18 protein-coding genes are annotated in these 15,745 nt (G+C 60.2%); 12 read left to right on the top strand and 6 right to left on the bottom strand.

Annotation, left to right across the window (positions count from 1 at the left end; all coding sequences use genetic code 11):
* Nucleotides 1–103 precede the first annotated feature (103 nt).
* Nucleotides 104–385 (top strand): BrnT family toxin, encoded by a 282-nt coding sequence (locus KGA85_RS27315; protein WP_223454243.1) that lies wholly within the window; start codon nucleotides 104–106, stop codon nucleotides 383–385.
* Nucleotides 386–388: 3 nt separating this feature from the next.
* Nucleotides 389–694, top strand: coding sequence for a BrnA antitoxin family protein (locus KGA85_RS27310; RefSeq protein ID WP_223543530.1), 306 nt, complete (start codon nucleotides 389–391; stop codon nucleotides 692–694).
* Nucleotides 695–749: 55 nt separating this feature from the next.
* Here the strand turns inward: KGA85_RS27310 and KGA85_RS27305 are convergent, their stop codons facing one another.
* Nucleotides 750–1,580 (bottom strand): arylamine N-acetyltransferase family protein, encoded by an 831-nt coding sequence (locus KGA85_RS27305; RefSeq protein WP_223543529.1) that lies wholly within the window; start codon nucleotides 1,578–1,580, stop codon nucleotides 750–752.
* Nucleotides 1,581–1,853: 273 nt separating this feature from the next.
* On the opposite strand from KGA85_RS27305, the gene KGA85_RS27300 reads away from it, so the two are divergent.
* The gene (locus KGA85_RS27300; protein ID WP_223543528.1) at nucleotides 1,854–2,174 is read left to right on the top strand and encodes a hypothetical protein; all 321 of its coding nucleotides are present in this window, start codon (nucleotides 1,854–1,856) and stop codon (nucleotides 2,172–2,174) included.
* Between the two features lie 35 nt (nucleotides 2,175–2,209).
* Here KGA85_RS27300 and KGA85_RS27295 read toward each other — a convergent pair whose 3' ends face one another.
* Nucleotides 2,210–3,616, bottom strand: a complete 1,407-nt coding sequence (locus tag KGA85_RS27295; RefSeq protein WP_223454236.1) for a DUF1254 domain-containing protein — start codon at nucleotides 3,614–3,616, stop codon at nucleotides 2,210–2,212.
* 112 nt (nucleotides 3,617–3,728) lie between these two features.
* Entirely contained in the window at nucleotides 3,729–5,300 is a 1,572-nt protein-coding gene (locus KGA85_RS27290) for a GGDEF domain-containing protein (RefSeq protein ID WP_223454234.1), read from the bottom strand.
* 213 nt (nucleotides 5,301–5,513) lie between these two features.
* Here KGA85_RS27290 and KGA85_RS27285 point away from each other — a divergent pair, with 213 nt between their 5' ends.
* A complete protein-coding gene (locus tag KGA85_RS27285; RefSeq protein WP_223543527.1) occupies nucleotides 5,514–5,981 on the top strand; it encodes a hypothetical protein in 468 nt (155 codons plus the stop codon).
* Nucleotides 5,982–6,109: 128 nt separating this feature from the next.
* Here the strand turns inward: KGA85_RS27285 and KGA85_RS27280 are convergent, their stop codons facing one another.
* A complete protein-coding gene (locus KGA85_RS27280) occupies nucleotides 6,110–7,864 on the bottom strand; it encodes a murein L,D-transpeptidase (RefSeq protein WP_223543526.1) in 1,755 nt (584 codons plus the stop codon).
* Nucleotides 7,865–7,945: 81 nt separating this feature from the next.
* Between KGA85_RS27280 and KGA85_RS27275 the strand changes: the two genes are divergently transcribed.
* The 8 genes from KGA85_RS27275 to KGA85_RS27240 all read left to right on the top strand — a co-directional run bounded on the left by KGA85_RS27275 (nucleotide 7,946) and on the right by KGA85_RS27240 (nucleotide 14,430).
* Nucleotides 7,946–8,647 carry a murein L,D-transpeptidase catalytic domain family protein gene (locus tag KGA85_RS27275; protein WP_223533396.1) on the top strand — a complete coding sequence of 234 codons (702 nt, stop codon included), beginning with the start codon at nucleotides 7,946–7,948 and terminating at the stop codon, nucleotides 8,645–8,647.
* 107 nt (nucleotides 8,648–8,754) lie between these two features.
* A complete protein-coding gene (locus KGA85_RS27270) occupies nucleotides 8,755–10,437 on the top strand; it encodes a copper resistance system multicopper oxidase (RefSeq protein ID WP_223543525.1) in 1,683 nt (560 codons plus the stop codon).
* A 10-nt stretch (nucleotides 10,438–10,447) separates the two neighbouring features.
* Nucleotides 10,448–11,335: a copper resistance protein B gene (locus KGA85_RS27265; protein WP_223543524.1), complete on the top strand. Its 888-nt coding sequence runs from the start codon at nucleotides 10,448–10,450 to the stop codon at nucleotides 11,333–11,335.
* Nucleotides 11,336–11,387: 52 nt separating this feature from the next.
* Complete coding sequence (copC, locus tag KGA85_RS27260) at nucleotides 11,388–11,771, top strand: copper homeostasis periplasmic binding protein CopC (RefSeq protein WP_223538032.1); 384 nt, start codon at nucleotides 11,388–11,390, stop codon at nucleotides 11,769–11,771.
* A 3-nt stretch (nucleotides 11,772–11,774) separates the two neighbouring features.
* Nucleotides 11,775–12,698 (top strand): copper homeostasis membrane protein CopD, encoded by a 924-nt coding sequence (gene copD, locus KGA85_RS27255; RefSeq protein ID WP_223543523.1) that lies wholly within the window; start codon nucleotides 11,775–11,777, stop codon nucleotides 12,696–12,698.
* A 219-nt stretch (nucleotides 12,699–12,917) separates the two neighbouring features.
* Nucleotides 12,918–13,157, top strand: coding sequence for a type II toxin-antitoxin system RelB/DinJ family antitoxin (locus KGA85_RS27250; protein ID WP_015095929.1), 240 nt, complete (start codon nucleotides 12,918–12,920; stop codon nucleotides 13,155–13,157).
* Nucleotides 13,147–13,434 (top strand): type II toxin-antitoxin system RelE family toxin, encoded by a 288-nt coding sequence (locus tag KGA85_RS27245; RefSeq protein ID WP_223533391.1) that lies wholly within the window; start codon nucleotides 13,147–13,149, stop codon nucleotides 13,432–13,434. Before KGA85_RS27250 ends, KGA85_RS27245 begins: the two co-directional genes overlap by 11 nt.
* A gap of 234 nt (nucleotides 13,435–13,668) precedes the next feature.
* Complete coding sequence (locus KGA85_RS27240) at nucleotides 13,669–14,430, top strand: transporter substrate-binding domain-containing protein (protein WP_223538045.1); 762 nt, start codon at nucleotides 13,669–13,671, stop codon at nucleotides 14,428–14,430.
* Between the two features lie 70 nt (nucleotides 14,431–14,500).
* Here the strand turns inward: KGA85_RS27240 and KGA85_RS27235 are convergent, their stop codons facing one another.
* Both KGA85_RS27235 and KGA85_RS27230 read right to left on the bottom strand, forming a co-directional pair.
* Nucleotides 14,501–14,722 (bottom strand): hypothetical protein, encoded by a 222-nt coding sequence (locus KGA85_RS27235; protein WP_223454400.1) that lies wholly within the window; start codon nucleotides 14,720–14,722, stop codon nucleotides 14,501–14,503.
* A 311-nt stretch (nucleotides 14,723–15,033) separates the two neighbouring features.
* Nucleotides 15,034–15,516 (bottom strand): cupin domain-containing protein, encoded by a 483-nt coding sequence (locus tag KGA85_RS27230; RefSeq protein ID WP_223543531.1) that lies wholly within the window; start codon nucleotides 15,514–15,516, stop codon nucleotides 15,034–15,036.
* Nucleotides 15,517–15,745 lie beyond the last annotated feature (229 nt).

The following is a 15,745-nucleotide window of genomic DNA, read 5'->3' as shown; positions in this document are numbered from 1 at the left end:
ATACATCCCTCGCTGCCCACCCCCGGGGTGCTGACTAGTCTTTTGAATTCCTGGCGACCATCGGTAAGGCCCGCCCCTTCTATATACATATAAAGTATGCATAATGAAGTCATTCGAAATTCAGTTCCACAAGGCAAAGAACGCAGCCAACAAACTCAAGCACCAAGGCATCAGCCTCGCAGAGACTGAACCGGTATTCCATGACGAACGAGCGCTGACCATCGAGGACAACCACCATGATGAACAACGCTGGATCACCCTGGGGCTGGATGCCAAAGGCCGGTTGCTGGTCGTCGCGTACACCCATCGCGATCCGAATTTCGTTCGAATCATTTCCGCGCGCATCGCCACCAAAAGCGAGCGCCGTCAGTATCTGGAGGTATGACCGATGAAAGACGAATACGATTTCAGCAACGCCAGGCTCGGGGCCGTGGTGCCCGCCAAAGGCAAGACCCGCATTACCATCATGCTCGATGACGCTGTCATCGAAGCCGCCCGGGCCCTGGCAGAAAACGAGGGGTACGGCTACCAGACGGCGATCAACAATACGTTGCGCCGGGCCCTGCTCAACGAAGGCAAGAGCGCACAACTGAAAAAAACCCTCACCCCTGCCGAACTCAAGGGCCTGGAGCAGAAACTGGCAGAGGCCTTGCGCGAAATCCAACGGGTGATGGAGCCGGGTGTTCAGCCCTGAAACACCAAGGGCCGATCAATCGGATCAGCCCTTGGTGATGTCTACGATCAGCCAGCTATTGCGGCGCTGCGATCAATCGTTCCAGAGTCCGCGCCAATTGCGCCTGTTCCGGTACGCGAATGCCGAACTCGCTGCCCAGCAGGCCAATCAATTCCTGAACATCCGTCACCTCCCGTCTCTCGCTGTCATGGCCAATCCGGTGAATCGCGAAGCTGCCATTGTTGAGCGTACGCCGCCAGCCCTCCCCGGTGCGCGCCACCATCAACTGCGTGACGAAAGACGACTCGGGGTGGGTCGAGACGTACCAGTTGCCCACAGCGAAATCGATATCTTCCTGGCGTTGCAGGTCGAAGATGTACATCGCTCGCCACTCACCCGCAACGTTGGCGCGCAGGGTAAAACCGTCGACGTGCAGGTCGATGCGATACGGCTCGTGAGGGGTGAGTTGTTCGGCGCGGGAATCGAGCAACAGCGGCGCGGTCGGCACCATGCCGCCGAAGCCGACGTCGGTGATGTAGCGCACGTCATCGATGATGACCAGGCTCAGGCGATGGGTCCGGGCAGTCCAGGCACCCTCCGGCTGGCCCATCACCACCCGGCCGCTGATGGCACGGGCGTCGAAACCCAATTCCTGAAGCAAGGCCAGGAACAGGTTGTTGAGTTCGTAGCAGTAACCGCCACGACCATCGTGCAAGACCTTCTGCTCGATGGACGGCAAGTCGGTCAGCACCGGTTCGCCGGATAATGTGGTGAGGTTTTCAAACGGGAAAGCGCCGGTATGGCGCAGTTGTAGTTGGCGCAAGGTTTCCAGGGTCGGTGCCGGAGGTGCATCGAAGCCCAGGCGTCGCAGATACAAAGCACGGTCGGTCAGGCGTGGCTCGCTCATCGTTCAATCCTTTTGCACGCAAGCGGCGGATTGCTCCGCCAGTGGCCGCTATGTATACGGGATCAAGCACTGCCGCCGACAATTGATTTAGCCAATCGCAAACTCAGTGCGCTTCAGCATCATCGATGACGAGTGGTCGTGGGTGCGGTAGAACCTTGAGTGCAAGCTCGACGATGATGGCCTGCGCTGAGACAGCCACTCGTCATCCGGTCGGCACCAACCGCGCGACCCTTCACACCAACATCAGGTAACGACTCATCCCTGGAGACGACCATGATGAACATCAGAATGACTTCGCTGCTCTTGGCGGGATTGTTGTCGACAACGCCCCTGGCTACGTTTGCGGCGTCCGGCGATGGCGCGACCGGTACGGCACCCAGTGCAACCCGCAACTCAAACATGCTGCCAGGCAACAACAGACCCAGTGAACCCTCGGCTAACAACAGCAGCAGTCGCGGCCCCAGCTCTTCAAGCGGCAGCACCGGTGTCAATGGTCCGGGCAGTGGCGCGGGCGGCGGCACCGGTGCGCCCGGTGGCGGAACCGGCGGTGCTGGCGGCGGGACGGGCAGTTGGACAGGCAAAAGCCGCCAATGACGTGCAGTCATTGGCGGCTTTTTGTTGCCTGAGGCTTACATCGGCTTGACCGCCGGCGGGTTCCATTTGCCATTCAGCACCTCGGCTTTCGGGCCGTACAAACGCATGGTCAGGTTGAACGGCCCTTTGGGTGCCGGCAGCCAGTTGGCCTCCAGGTCCTTGCCGGGGCTTTCGTTCTGGAAGTAGAGGTCCAGCGAGCCATCGGCGTTGTCCTTGAACGGCATCCAGCTACTGACCGCAAAACGATTGAGTGAGTTGGCGACCTGGAACCCCTCCGGGTCATACAGGGTGATCGACCAGAAGGCGTTCACCGGCGGCGCCTCGCCCTTGTTGAAATGCAGCACGTACTTGTTTGCCCCCTCAAGCGGCTTGCCGTTGCTGTCGCCGATGTTCAGCGGATAAATCGCATCCTCGGGCAGGTTGGCACCGAGCCCCATCTGCGTGACGATGGCGCGCTTGAGGTAGTAGTTGCCGTAGACGCCCATGGTGTCGGTGTTCATCGACCAGCCATTGACCTCCCGCGCCAGGGTCGGCACTTTCCAGGTCATCAAGGCCTGCGCATCCTGGGGTACCCGTTGCAGCGCGGCCTGGATTTTTGGGTCCAGTGCGTCCATGTTGAACGGCTTGCCGGCTTCGATGCCGATCCGTTTAAGCTGCGCCAGCATGGGCTGGTCGGTGCTGTGCGGCGGGTTCACCTTCAGCAGTTCGGCAGCGTAAGTGAAATAATTGGCAGCCGACATGGAATCGACCTGAATCTTCGGTGGCGTTTTCATGTCCACCGCCGGGTCGATTTTCACGGCGACGGCCTCAGGCTCTTTGCCCAACCGGGACAACGGCGTCACCGTGTATCCGGCCTGGATCTTGTGCACCGCCGCGTAATCCGCCGCGCCATCAGTCTTGGTCCGGCCGATGATCCAGACAAAGGGGGTGGGCGCCGGCAGGTGACTCATCCCGGTGGGCACCGTGCCGGTCCACCCCGGTGGCGTCACCAAAAACTGCCCGGCCTCGGTGCCCGTGGTGCGCCAGCCCGGCGAAGCGAACACGTCAGTCCACATATCCAGCATCGGCAACAGGTAGAAACGCCCGTCGGTATCGGGCGCGGCGATCACCAGCGGTTCCTTGGTCAAGTCCAGCCAGGCAATCGAATACAAGGTGTCGAAATTGGAACGCACCACCCCTTTGAAATCGGCAGGCGGGTACTGCGGCACACTCACAAACATGTTCATCGGGCCTTTGCCGAATTCCTTGCCCGGCTCGATGTTGGTGAACTGCTTGCGAGTGAGGTCCATGCTCAGCAGCGGGTAAAAATAGATGTAGGCATCCACGCCGATCGCGTGAGCTTCTTCGGCAGTGATTTTCGATTGCGCGTGGCTGGCCAGCGGGAAGATGGCAGCGGCTGCGACGGTCAGAGCAACGGCTGTCAATGTTGGAGGTAGCAACATGTTGGCGATCGTCCGTGCGAGGGGGAGCCTGCCGGGTTCGGCAGCGCTAACGGAACTCTAGACGATCAATTCCGCCAGGCCCGGGAGACAGACCACCGGCGGCAAAAGCACTTCAACGGTCGGAACGCATCAACGCCTCGACACCGCCGGCCAACGACAACGTTGCCACGCGGTTTCGCCCCGAATGTTTGGCCTGATACAACGCTGCATCCGCCCGCTCGACAAACACGTCCATGCTGTCACGCCCCGACGGCACAAACGAATAGCAACCCAGACTGACCGTCACGTATCCGTTGGGCGAGCCGGTGTGATTGATGTGTTTGTCGATGACGCTGCGGCGGATCTGCTCGGCAATCGTCATGGCACCGTGGATGTCGGTGTCCGGCAGCAGCACCGCAAACTCTTCACCGCCGTAACGCACCGCCAGATCGGCCTTGCGGTGGCAGCAACTCTTCAGCGCGCGTGCCACTTCGGCCAGGCAGTGATCCCCCACCACGTGGCCGTAGGTGTCGTTGTAGCGCTTGAAGTAATCGATATCGAGCATGATCAGGCTCAAAGGGCTGGCCTGCCGGGCGCCGCGCCCGAACTCGATGCCCAGCGCCCGCTCGAACAGTCGGCGGTTGGCCAGCCCGGTCAGGCTGTCGTGAGTGGCGATCAGCTCCAGTGCTTGCTGGGCCCTGCGCAAATCCGACTCGACCCGCTCGCCAACACGCACCTGATGCAGGAACACCCACCCGAACAACCCCACGACCAGCAACACCAGGGCAACGATGAGGCTGGAGCGAAACGCCGTGTCGTACCAGCCCGCGAGAATGGTCTCCGTGGACGACGCCGCGGCGACCACCAGCGGATACGCCTCCAGCTGGCGGTAACCGTACATGCGTGTCACACCATCGATGATGGACGTGAACATCGCATTGCCGGAGGTGGCCAGTGGCAGGAACTTCTGGAAAATCTCGCCCTGGGCCAGCGACACGCCGATCTGCGCCTCTACAAAAGGTCGACGCGCCAACAACGTGCCATCGGTCAAGCCGAGAAACATCGAGCCGTTGTCGTCGAGGCTGAAGCTTTTGAAGAACTGGTCGAAGTACGACATCTTGATACCGGCCAGCAACACACCCTGGAAATGCCCGTTCCTGTCGTTGACCCGTTTGGAAATCGGAATGATCCACTCACCGTTTTCCCGACTGCGGATGGCCGGGCCGATATGCGCCACCGACGATACGTTCTGTTGGTGGTACTTGAAGTACTCGCGATCCGCGACCCCGGCCCCCCGGGGCAGGTTCTCAAACGAGGTCACCACCCACTGGCCCTTCTGGTCGAACAGCAGGATGCCGTGCAACTGATCCAGCGCCAGCACCCGCCGGGCGAAGGTCTGCTGCAAGCGTGGCCGCTGGTCCGGGCCGAAACCGTCGACCTGAATCCAGTCCACCAGGCTGGTCAGCACCAGGTCGGCCTTCATGAAGGTGTCTTCGGCTTGCTGCGCCATGGCCCGCGTCAGGTTCGAAGACGCCACTTGCGCCAGGCTCAGGTCGTGGCGACGGGACTGCTCCAGTTGCAGGTAGAGCAAACCGCACAGGCACAGACACACCGTGGCAATGAACAATACCCCGGCCTTGCGCAGCGGTATGCGTTTCAATGCGACGCCAGGGGCGTGGTCCGGGTCGTTAAAGCGAGTGGGCAAAAGGTCATCCTGTCGGGGGGCAAGGCATGGGTAACAACCCAAAGCCCTCAGTCTTCGTGGGGCGTAGTTTACGGGGTTATCCATGCTAAATGGGTGGCCACTTGCCCAGCGGTATCACACCTGCCCTGCCTGAGCTGCAAACATGATCCAGGGCAAGCGCTGCCTGCGCGTCAACGAGCTACGATTAGACTGACCTCAATACAGGGAATCGACATGAGCAAGGCAGACGAACTCGCCGCAAAATTGAAACAGACACGGCTGACCAGCGCGGATCAGGCGATCGATGGCTGGCCGGGCCAGGTCTACGAACTGTATCAACGGATAGAGGCCTGGCTGCTGCCCTTGACCGAAGCGGGTCTGGTCCTGCGGCGCAACCCCACCCATGTGTTCGAGAGTCACCCCAATGGCGACGCTTACAACTACGCCATCGACCAGTTGGTGGTCACCGGCAACGAGCACAGCATTACCTTTGACCCGGTTGCACGCTTCACCGCCGATGGCGAGGGGCGGGTCGAGATCCACACAACAGGCAACGAACTCGCCCTGTTGCGCACCGTGGACGAACACGGTGAAACACACTGGTGGCTACAAACGATCGAGCAGGCCACCGCGCAGCTGGATGCGGTGGCGCTGACGGAAAGCGATTTGCTGATCGTGGTGCAACAAGGGTTGGCGCTGTAAAAAGGGCACCCACCGCAAATCCTGTGGGAGCGGGCTTGCTCGCGAAGGCGTCGTGTCAATCGCCTCAGGGTGCGCTGACACACCGCTTTCGCGAGCAAGCCCGCTCCCACAATGCCCGGTGTTATTCGTTACTGTTGGTTCTGCCCCGTCACCACCAGCGGTACCTCTGCACGACGCAAGTCCAGAGCGGGCAACTTCGTAGGCTGACTCAAGCCCTGCAGCACCCTGGCATCGTAATCATAAATGTCGGGCTTGAACGTCACCCGCCCGTCTTTGCTCAGGTCCACGGTCCAGTAAGCCAACAGCACCGGCACTTTCACCGGCAGCAGGACGTTCTCGGTCCGGCCATTGGCCAACTGCTTCTGAATGCCGGCGCTGTTCCAGCGCACCGGGTCGTTGAACAACAGCTCGACCAGTTGCAAGGGGTTTTCCACGCGGATGCAGCCTGAACTGGTGGCCCGGACCGTTTTGGCAAACAGCTCGCGGTGCGGCGTGTCATGCAGGTAAATCGCATAGTCGTTGGGGAAGCGGATCACCACCTGCCCCAGCGAACTGTCGGGCCCGGCATCCTGACGCAGGTGGATGCCTCGTGGGTTGCTCCAGTCAACGCTCGACGGATCGAGCACATTGCCTTCGCGATCAAGCACGCGAATCCGGTTGGCCGCCAGATAGCCCGGATCGTTCTGGACTTTTGGAATCACGTCCTGCTTGAGGATGGTCGGTGGCACGGTCCAGGTCGGGTTGAACGTGATGTAGGTGATTTCGGCCTGGAACACCGGCGTACTGCGCACCGGTTTACCGACTTGCACCCGCGAACGCCAGATCGGCAGACCGTCGCGGTACATCGCCACCTTGTATCCGGCGATATCGACGATCACGAACGTGCCCTGAAGCTTGTACAACAGCCACCGGGCGCGCTCCATGTTGACCCGCACCTGATCGATCCGCGCCTCGACCGGCACGTTCAGCGCCGCCAGCGTCGCCGCCCCCGCCACGCCATCGACCCCCAGGTATTGCTCGGCCTGATACTTCTTCACCGCGGCAATGACCTTGTCGTCGTAACCGGCTTTTTTCGACAGGTGCGCATCCAGGTACCCGCCCGCCACCAGACGCGCGCGCAATTGTGCAACCGCCACCCCGTCCATGCCGGGCTTGAGCGATTGCCCTTCGGTGACTTTCGGCCAGCCGCCCGCAGCGTGCACCTGGCGCAACCGGGCCAGGCCTTCACGCAAGTTGCGGTAAATCTCTTCCTGAGGCGGTGCATCGACGAATGCACGCGCCACGTCGTGGGCATCGAGGGCGACAAACAGTTTGTTCAAGTCCTCGCGGGCATTGCCGCCGGCAGGATCGAAATTCCAGTGAATGTCCAGCCGCGACGGATCGACTTTACCCCGCCGCAGTTGCAGCAGCGCGGTAATGAACGTGCGGGTCGCCGCCATGTCGAACATCGCCCGTTGCGCCGTGGAAGGCATGGCCGCTACCAGCGATTCATGGGCCTGAGCCAGTTCGGCGATGCGGAAATCCGCCGGATTCAGGCCGTCGATCCGGGTGCTTTCAAGGCTCTTGAGTAACTGGGCCACGTCACGCTCATCCGTCCACGCGGCGCGATAGTTGCGATGCATATAGAAATCCAGCACCACCCGGCTGACATCCACACGCTGATGGCGCCTGGAGGTGAGCAACGGTGGAAAGGCCGAGTGCAGCGGTTCCAGCGTCGCCTGAATCGCCTGCCCGACCGCGTCGTCGGGCGCCGCGGCATCGATTGCGCTGCTCGCCGCAGATACCGGCTCAATCGGCGAAGTTTGCCCAAACGCCGCACCGCTGATCAGAAAGCCCATAAAAAACATGCGGCTTATGACGAATGACCTTGTTAATTGCACCATGGATAATCCTTAATCCCCCGTTTTAAACGGCTAGTTTTCCACTCGCTGCTAGACTCGAAATTATCATGATGAGACCCGACTATGGCGCTAAACCGCTTTGGCCTTTTATTTGCCATTTTACTGACGTGCCTTTCAGTAACGTCAGCCTACGCCGATTCGCTTGAAAACGCGCTGGTCAAAGCAGCACCCGGTGCCGACGCCAAAGTGATTGCCTTGGCCGTTCGCGCCACCCAATGTAGCCGCGCCCAGGGTGTCGCCCCCGCCCAAAGACTGGCGGTGATCGATTACTCCCTGCCCTCGACCGAACAACGCCTGTGGGTCTTCGATCTTAAACGGCGCAAGTTGCTGTTTCACGAACTGGTCGCCCATGGCCGCAACAGCGGTGAAAACATGGCCACGCTGTTCTCCAACCGCAACGAAAGCCACGCCACCAGCCTCGGCCTGTTCCGCACCCAGGAAAGCTACCTCGGCCAGAACGGTTACTCGTTGCGCATGGAAGGCCTGGAGCCCGGCTTCAACGATAACGCCTATGACCGGGCCATCGTCATTCACGGCGCGCCCTATGTCAGCCCGGTGCTGGCCCGCGCCAATGGCCGCATCGGCCGCAGCCTGGGTTGCCCGGCCGTCAGACCGGCGATTGCCCATCGGCTGATCGATTCGATGAAGGACGGGCAGTTGTTGTTTTCCTACTACCCGGACCAACGCTGGTTGAAGTCGTCTTCCTACATCAACTGCGGCGGCGACACGGTGGCCTCAAGGGAAAAGTCCACTTCACGCCAGTAAGCGACGCCCAACCTGTCAAAACTGTAATCCCCGCCTCAGCCTGCTGAAAGGCACCGCCCGCTAGCCTCGTCGACAAGTTCAACAGGCTGACGGGCGGAACACACGGCATGCACTCCCACACTTCAAGACGCACCTTCGTCAAAGGCCTGGCTATCGGCGGGCTCTGCGGCGGCCTCGGGTTATGGCGCACGCCGGTCTGGGCGATCAGCAGTCCCGGCGAACCGCAGGTGTTGGCCGGTCACGATTTCGACCTGTACATCGGCGAATCCCCGGTCAACTTCACCGGCAGCCCACGCACCGCAATGACCATCAACGGCGGCATTCCCGGCCCGCTGCTGCGCTGGCGTGAAGGCGATACGGTGACGCTGCGGGTACGCAACAGACTCAAGGACAGCACCTCCATTCACTGGCACGGCATCTTGCTGCCGGCCAACATGGACGGCGTGCCGGGGCTGAGCTTCAAGGGCATCGAGCCCGGCGGCATGTACGTCTACCAGTTCACCGTGCGGCAGAACGGCACCTACTGGTATCACAGCCATTCGGGGTTTCAGGAACAATCCGGCGTCTACGGCCCGCTGGTGATCGACGCCAAGGACCCGGAGCCGTTCCAGTACGACCGCGACTACGTGGTAATGCTCAGCGACTGGACCGATGAAGACCCGGTCGGCCTGATGAAGACGCTGAAAAAACAGTCCGATTACTACAACTTCAACAAACGCACCGTGGGCGACTTCATCCACGACGTCAGCGAAAAAGGCTGGGGGCCGACCGTCGCCGATCGCAAGATGTGGGCCGAGATGAAGATGAACCCCACCGACCTGGCGGACGTCGGCGGCGCCACTTACACCTACCTGTTGAACGGCCAGGCGCCGGATTCGAACTGGACCGGGGTGTTCCGCCCGGGGGAAAAGCTGCGGCTGCGTTTCATCAACGGCTCGGCCATGAGCTACTTCGACGTGCGCATCCCCGGCCTGAAAATGACCGTGGTCGCCGCCGATGGCCTGCACGTCAAACCGGTGAGCGTCGACGAATTTCGCATTGCCGTGGCGGAAACCTTCGACGTAATCGTCGAACCGACCGAAGCGGCCTACACCCTGTTCGCCCAGGCGATGGATCGCACCGGCTACGCCCGCGGCACCCTCACAATGAAGGCCGGACTGGTTGCGCCGCTGCCGACACTGGACCCGCGCCCGCTGGTGACCATGGATGACATGGGCATGGGCGGCATGGACCACGGCAGCATGGCCATGGGCGACATGCCCGGCATGCAGTCCCACCCGGCCTCGGAAACCGACAACCCACTGGTGGACATGCAAGCCATGTCCACCTCACCGAAACTCGACGATCCCGGCATGGGCCTGCGCAACAACGGGCGCCGCGTGCTCACCTACTCCGACCTGCGCAGCACCTTCGAAGACCCGGACGGCCGCGAGCCCGGCCGCACCATCGAGCTGCACCTGACCGGCCACATGGAAAAATTCGCCTGGTCGTTCAACGGCGTGAAGTTCTCTGATGCAGAGCCGCTGCGCCTCAAGTACGGCGAACGGCTACGGATCGTGCTGGTCAACGACACGATGATGATGCACCCCATCCACCTGCATGGAATGTGGAGCGACCTCGAAGACGAGAACGGCCAGTTCATGGTGCGCAAACACACCATCGACATGCCACCGGGCTCCCGGCGCAGCTATCGGGTCACTGCCGATGCGCTCGGCCGTTGGGCCTATCACTGCCATCTCCTGTACCACATGGAAATGGGCATGTTCCGTGAAGTTCGCGTGGAAGAATGAGGCGCACCCCATGATTCGATTCACCCCGTTTTTTTTGGCACTCGCGACCTCGACGGCGATGGCCGCCAGCGATGACATGCAAGGCATGGATCACAGCCAGATGGACCACGGCCAGATGCAAGGCATGGACGAAGGTCAGATGCAAGGCATGGAAGACGGCCAGATGCAGCCCGCCGCTCCCAGCGAAAGCCGCACGCCGATCCCGGTGCTGACCGATGCCGATCGCGCTGTGGTGTATGCCGATCCCGCCGGTCACCATGTACACGACAGCAGGCTCAATTCATTTTTCCTCGCCGACAAACTCGAGTGGCAGGACGCCGATGACGGCAGCACCCTGGCCTGGGATTTGTCCGGCTGGGTCGGCGGTGACATTGATCGCCTGTGGCTGCGCTCTGAAGGCGAACGCAGCAATGGCGTGACCGAAGACGCAGAAATCCAGGCCCTGTGGGGCCACGCCGTTTCCCCGTGGTGGGACGTCGTCAGCGGCGTGCGCCAGGACTTCAAACCCGGCGCCCCGCAAACCTGGGCCGCGTTCGGCGTGCAGGGCATGGCGCTGTACAACTTCGAAGCCCAAGCCACGGCCTTCATCGGCGAAGGCGGCCAGAGCGCCGTGCGGCTGGAAGGCGACTACGACATCCTGCTGACCAATCGGCTGATCCTGCAGCCGACCGTCGAACTCAACGCCTACGGCAAAAACGATCCGCAACGGGGCATCGGCGCGGGGCTGTCCAACACCGAAGCCGGTTTGCGCCTGCGCTACGAAATCCGCCGGGAATTCGCGCCCTACCTCGGCGTGACCTGGAACCGCACCTACGGCAACACCGCCGACTACGCCAACGACGAAGGCGAGGACCGCAGCGAAACCCGCCTCGTGCTCGGTATTCGGATGTGGTTCTGAACAGACTCACCTCAAACCAACAACAACCGCTTCAAGCGGTAAAGGACCTTGCATGCGCATCATCAAACCCACCGCCGTCGCAATCGCGTTGCTCAGCGGCCTGCTTATCAGCACCCTCGCTCAAGCGCACCCCAAACTGCTCGCCTCCACCCCAGCGCAAGGCGCAGAAGGTACGCCGCCCGACAAGATCGAACTGCACTTTTCCGAAAACCTCGTCACCCAGTTTTCCGGCGCCAAACTGCTGATGACCGAAATGGCCGGCATGGCCCACGCCCCGATGCCGGTCAAGGCCAAAGTCAGCGGCGGCAGTGACCCGAAGAGCATGTTCATCACCCCGACAACACCCCTGACTGCCGGCACCTACAAGGTCGAATGGCGCGCGGTGTCATCGGACACCCACCCGATCACCGGCAACGTCACCTTCAAAGTGAAATGATCGATGAGCGACTCGGCCAACGTCGTGCTGCGGTTTGTGTTGTATATGGATTTGATGCTGTTGTTTGGCGTGGCGCTGTTCGGGCTTTACAGCTTCAAAGGACAGGAACGGCTATCCGGGACGGTGCTGCCCTTGCGCCGATTGTTGACGGCAACAGCCGGGCTCGGCGCGCTGCTGTCCGTCGCGGGCATGGTGCTGATGGTCCGCGCCATGAGCGGCGAATCAGACGTTACCGAGTTGCGCCCTCACCTCGAGATGATGCTGTTCGAGACAGACGTCGGGTTGGCCTGGGGCGTGCGGATGATTGCGTTAGCGGTCGCGGGTTTGGCGTTGATGCTCAACCCACGCGCACCCGGCATCAGCCTGGTGATCGCCGCCACGGCCGGCGGCATCGCCCTCGCCAGCCTGGCCTGGAGCGGGCATGGCGCCATGGACGAAGGCAGTCGCCGTTTCTGGCACTTTACGGCGGACATCCTGCACCTGTTGGCGGCGAGTGCCTGGCTCGGCGCGTTGCTGGCGTTTGCCTTGATGGCACAAACCCGGGCCCTGCAAACCGAAGCACACATACGTTTGCTGGCTCGCGCGGTCAAGCGATTCGAAGGTGTCGGTGCGCTGATCGTTGTGATCATCACCGTGACGGGCGTAGTGAACTACCTGTTCATCATCGGGCCGAAGCTCGATGAGGTCTTACTCAGCCATTACGGAATTTTGCTGGCGATCAAGGTGCTGTTGTTTGCCGGGATGCTGGTGTTGGCGGCGTTGAACCGCTTTCATCTTGGGCCCTTGCTGGAGCGGTCATTGCGAGAGGGCCAATATGGCGTGGCGGCTAACGCACTTCGGCGCAGTGTGGTGCTGGAAATGGCCGCGGCGGTTTTGATTGTGGGGTTGGTGGCGTGGTTGGGGACGTTGAGCCCGGAAGTGGAATGAGCCATCTTCAGGGGGAAATCTCTGACATTTACGTACTGATTTAGACTTGGGCCAGCCAGGCCAGGGCAATGGTCCAAGCGGTGGGAACTTTGCTGGTTGGCATTTTCATCCTCCCGAGTACGAATTTTCTCTAAATTTGCCGTACGTCTCGGCGGACTTGCCAATGAGGAACTCTTGATTCAATGTAATGACAAATGTCATTACATGAGAATCTATCCCATGGCATCTATCAACATCCGTATCGATGACGACCTCAAAGCTCGCGCCTATCTCGAACTGGAAAAACTCGGCGTCACGCCTTCCGAATTGATGCGCCAGGCCCTGCAATATGTGGCGGAGCGTGGTCAGTTGCCTTTCAAGCCTGTCTTGATGACTGAAGACGATGAGGCTTTATTGGCCACCGTGCGAGAACGGCTTGCATCTCCTCAACGAGTAAGGGTTTCTATAGATGACCTATAGCCTTGAGTTTGATGCCCGTGCATTGAATGAATGGCAAAAACTTGGCGACACAGTCCGACAGCAGCTCAAAAAGAAGCTGGTGGAGATCCTGAACAATCCACGCATTGAAGCTAACCGCCTGCATGGTTTTCCCGACTGCTACAAGGTCAAACTACGTAGCAGCGGTTACCGCTTGGTCTATCAAGTGATTGACCAGGAAATTACTGTGTTTGTGGTAGCCGTGGATAAACGGGAACGTGAGCAGGTTTATCGCAAGGCGGCTGGACGTTTGAAGTAATGGTCGATTGAGTAACGCTTCTGACGTAAACCAACCACCTGGCAACGTTCTACCCCTGAGCGGAAAATCAGCCGTAATTTATTAAGGCCGAGTGAGCGCGATACTGACGCAAGGTTGAAGCCATCTTCGGGGACGTTGATTTTTCACACCTGTGAAAGTTTCACTACACTCCCCACTTGAAAACCACTCCAGCACAAAAGCCCGATAACAATGAAGAAAATCAACAGAGCAATGATGCTCGGCGGCTTGCTCGCACTCGCCCTTGGCGCCCAGGCAGAACCTTCGCACCTGGACAGCGTCATGCAACAGGGACAACTGCGGGTTTGCACCACCGGCGACTACAAGCCCTACACCCTCAAAGCCGAGGACGGCGAGCATTCCGGCATCGACATCGCCATGGCCCGCGCCCTGGCCGACAGCCTTGGCGTCAAGGTCGAGTGGGTGCCCACCACCTGGAAAACCCTGATGCCCGACATGCTCGCCGGTAAGTGCGACATCGCCATGGGCGGCATCTCGGTCACCCTGGAACGCCAGAAAAAAGCCTTCTTCAGCAACATCCTGGACGTCGACGGCAAAATCCCGCTGGTGCGCTGCGAAGACCAGGCGCTGTACCAGACCGTCGAACAGATCAACCAGCCCTCGGTTCGCCTGGTCGAACCGGCCGGCGGCACCAACGAAGCGTTCGTCCACGCCTACCTGCCCAAGGCGCAATTGCAACTGCACGACAACGTAAGCATCTTTCAGGATCTGCTGGATAAAAAAGCCGACGTAATGATCACCGACGCATCGGAGGCGCTGTATCAGCAGAAGCTCAAACCAGGCCTGTGCGCAGTCAACCCCACGCACTACCTGCAATACGGCGAAAAAGCCTACCTGCTGCCCCGCGACGACATCACCTGGAAGCTATACGTCGATCAATGGCTGCACCTGGCCAAGGCGACGGGCAGTTACCAGAAGATCCTGCGCCAGTGGCTGGCGGTGCCTGACGCCAGGTAACGGACCGCTTTTTTTCGCACAAAAAAGGGCGCCCCCAAAAGGAGCGCCCTTCTTCATTGCGGACCGCATATCAATCGTCGTGCAGCAAACCTGAACCGTATTCGCCGAAGCTATTGCCGAGTGCGCTGCCATGGAAATTCATCTTGCCGGGGTTGCTATTGGTCGGCCCTGGGCCAAAGCCGGCCGGCTGCACCGAGTCAGTCGAATAATCGCGATGGGAGCTCACACCCGAACAGGCGCTCAACAACAAAGCACCGGCCATCAGCGAGACTTTGACGAGGTTTGCGATCATTTTTTGATTCCTGTGGGTTGAGGCGCGGGGGACATGACCTTTAGCGGTCATCCTATGCCTCGTCTGTGCCGGGCATCATGAAACTTTTTGGGGGGGGAGGGGTGACAGCGTTGGTTCAGGAACCGTGCGTACCTGGCGAGTGATGACGTCGATCTTTCGTCCCGAGCAGTTCGACGGAGCCAACTGGGAAGATGCTGCCAAGGCCCTCTACGATAGCCGCAAGTAGGTGCCTTCGGTCTGCCCCTTAGTAGGTGAAAACGGAGCTAACGGGAGGCAGGCACGATTGAGTCGTTCTACATGGTTGTCGCTCGCTACATCTTGCTGTTCCTGGGGTCGTCCGCCGGGTTGAGGTAGGTGATCCCCCAAGGCCCCGTGCCGTGGAGTTGGAGCACAGTTTCCTGTTCTCGACTGGCGCCGTACATCGACATGCCGACGGGAATGATCAGGGTGTCCCCCGGGTAATAGGCTTTGGCCCGTGCCGAATCGAATTTGTCTCCGGTGGCGAAGTAGAAGGTGCCCGAGATAACGGTTACGCGCTCGGTCACGGGATGGGTATGCACGCCGATTTTCGTATTTGCCGGCAGCTTCAAGCGCATGGTGAAGGGCTCGGCGGCTTTCAGGTCACCTTCAATCACTGCAATCATCACACCGGGCCCCATCGACGACGCAGCTGTCCACTTGAGTTCGGATGGGGTGGCGGTAATCAAACCCGCTCCCTCGGCCTGGGCGGCAGATGCCAGGAAGGCTGCGCTAAGCAAGGCCAGAAAAACAGCGACAGCTTTGTGGGAGCGCATCATAGTTTTCTCGTGTTTGGGGGCTGTGGGTGTATCGCAGCAGAGGCAAACATAGCTTCAATACACGGTATTAATGATGACGGTAGCCGAATGTTGAAGAGCGGATATAACCATTGTGAACAGCCCTATAACGCAATGGTCTTGACTGTGAGCTGTACGTAGGATGGGTTGAGCGCAGCGATACCTCTGATTCGACTCGTGCTCGCCAAGCCCCACCAGCCCATTCCTG

The sequence above is a fragment of the Pseudomonas sp. GL-B-12 genome (assembly GCF_019955895.1).
In the GTDB taxonomy this organism is placed as follows: Bacteria; Pseudomonadota; Gammaproteobacteria; order Pseudomonadales; family Pseudomonadaceae; genus Aquipseudomonas.
This window is presented reverse-complemented; position numbering and strand designations above follow the sequence as displayed.

What these genes read in the sequence shown, in the direction of transcription:
- KGA85_RS27315 (WP_223454243.1), top strand. Translation starts at nt 104, where the DNA reads ATGAAGTCATTCGAAATTCAGTTCCACAAGGCAAAGAACGCAGCCAAC.
- KGA85_RS27310 (WP_223543530.1), top strand. Translation starts at nt 389, where the DNA reads ATGAAAGACGAATACGATTTCAGCAACGCCAGGCTCGGGGCCGTGGTG.
- KGA85_RS27305 (WP_223543529.1), bottom strand. Translation starts at nt 1,580, where the DNA reads ATGAGCGAGCCACGCCTGACCGACCGTGCTTTGTATCTGCGACGCCTG.
- KGA85_RS27300 (WP_223543528.1), top strand. Translation starts at nt 1,854, where the DNA reads ATGATGAACATCAGAATGACTTCGCTGCTCTTGGCGGGATTGTTGTCG.
- KGA85_RS27295 (WP_223454236.1), bottom strand. Translation starts at nt 3,616, where the DNA reads ATGTTGCTACCTCCAACATTGACAGCCGTTGCTCTGACCGTCGCAGCC.
- KGA85_RS27285 (WP_223543527.1), top strand. Translation starts at nt 5,514, where the DNA reads ATGAGCAAGGCAGACGAACTCGCCGCAAAATTGAAACAGACACGGCTG.
- KGA85_RS27280 (WP_223543526.1), bottom strand. Translation starts at nt 7,864, where the DNA reads ATGGTGCAATTAACAAGGTCATTCGTCATAAGCCGCATGTTTTTTATG.
- KGA85_RS27275 (WP_223533396.1), top strand. Translation starts at nt 7,946, where the DNA reads ATGGCGCTAAACCGCTTTGGCCTTTTATTTGCCATTTTACTGACGTGC.
- KGA85_RS27270 (WP_223543525.1), top strand. Translation starts at nt 8,755, where the DNA reads ATGCACTCCCACACTTCAAGACGCACCTTCGTCAAAGGCCTGGCTATC.
- KGA85_RS27265 (WP_223543524.1), top strand. Translation starts at nt 10,448, where the DNA reads ATGATTCGATTCACCCCGTTTTTTTTGGCACTCGCGACCTCGACGGCG.
- copC (WP_223538032.1), top strand. Translation starts at nt 11,388, where the DNA reads ATGCGCATCATCAAACCCACCGCCGTCGCAATCGCGTTGCTCAGCGGC.
- copD (WP_223543523.1), top strand. Translation starts at nt 11,775, where the DNA reads ATGAGCGACTCGGCCAACGTCGTGCTGCGGTTTGTGTTGTATATGGAT.
- KGA85_RS27250 (WP_015095929.1), top strand. Translation starts at nt 12,918, where the DNA reads ATGGCATCTATCAACATCCGTATCGATGACGACCTCAAAGCTCGCGCC.
- KGA85_RS27245 (WP_223533391.1), top strand. Translation starts at nt 13,147, where the DNA reads ATGACCTATAGCCTTGAGTTTGATGCCCGTGCATTGAATGAATGGCAA.
- KGA85_RS27240 (WP_223538045.1), top strand. Translation starts at nt 13,669, where the DNA reads ATGCTCGGCGGCTTGCTCGCACTCGCCCTTGGCGCCCAGGCAGAACCT.
- KGA85_RS27235 (WP_223454400.1), bottom strand. Translation starts at nt 14,722, where the DNA reads ATGATCGCAAACCTCGTCAAAGTCTCGCTGATGGCCGGTGCTTTGTTG.
- KGA85_RS27230 (WP_223543531.1), bottom strand. Translation starts at nt 15,516, where the DNA reads ATGCGCTCCCACAAAGCTGTCGCTGTTTTTCTGGCCTTGCTTAGCGCA.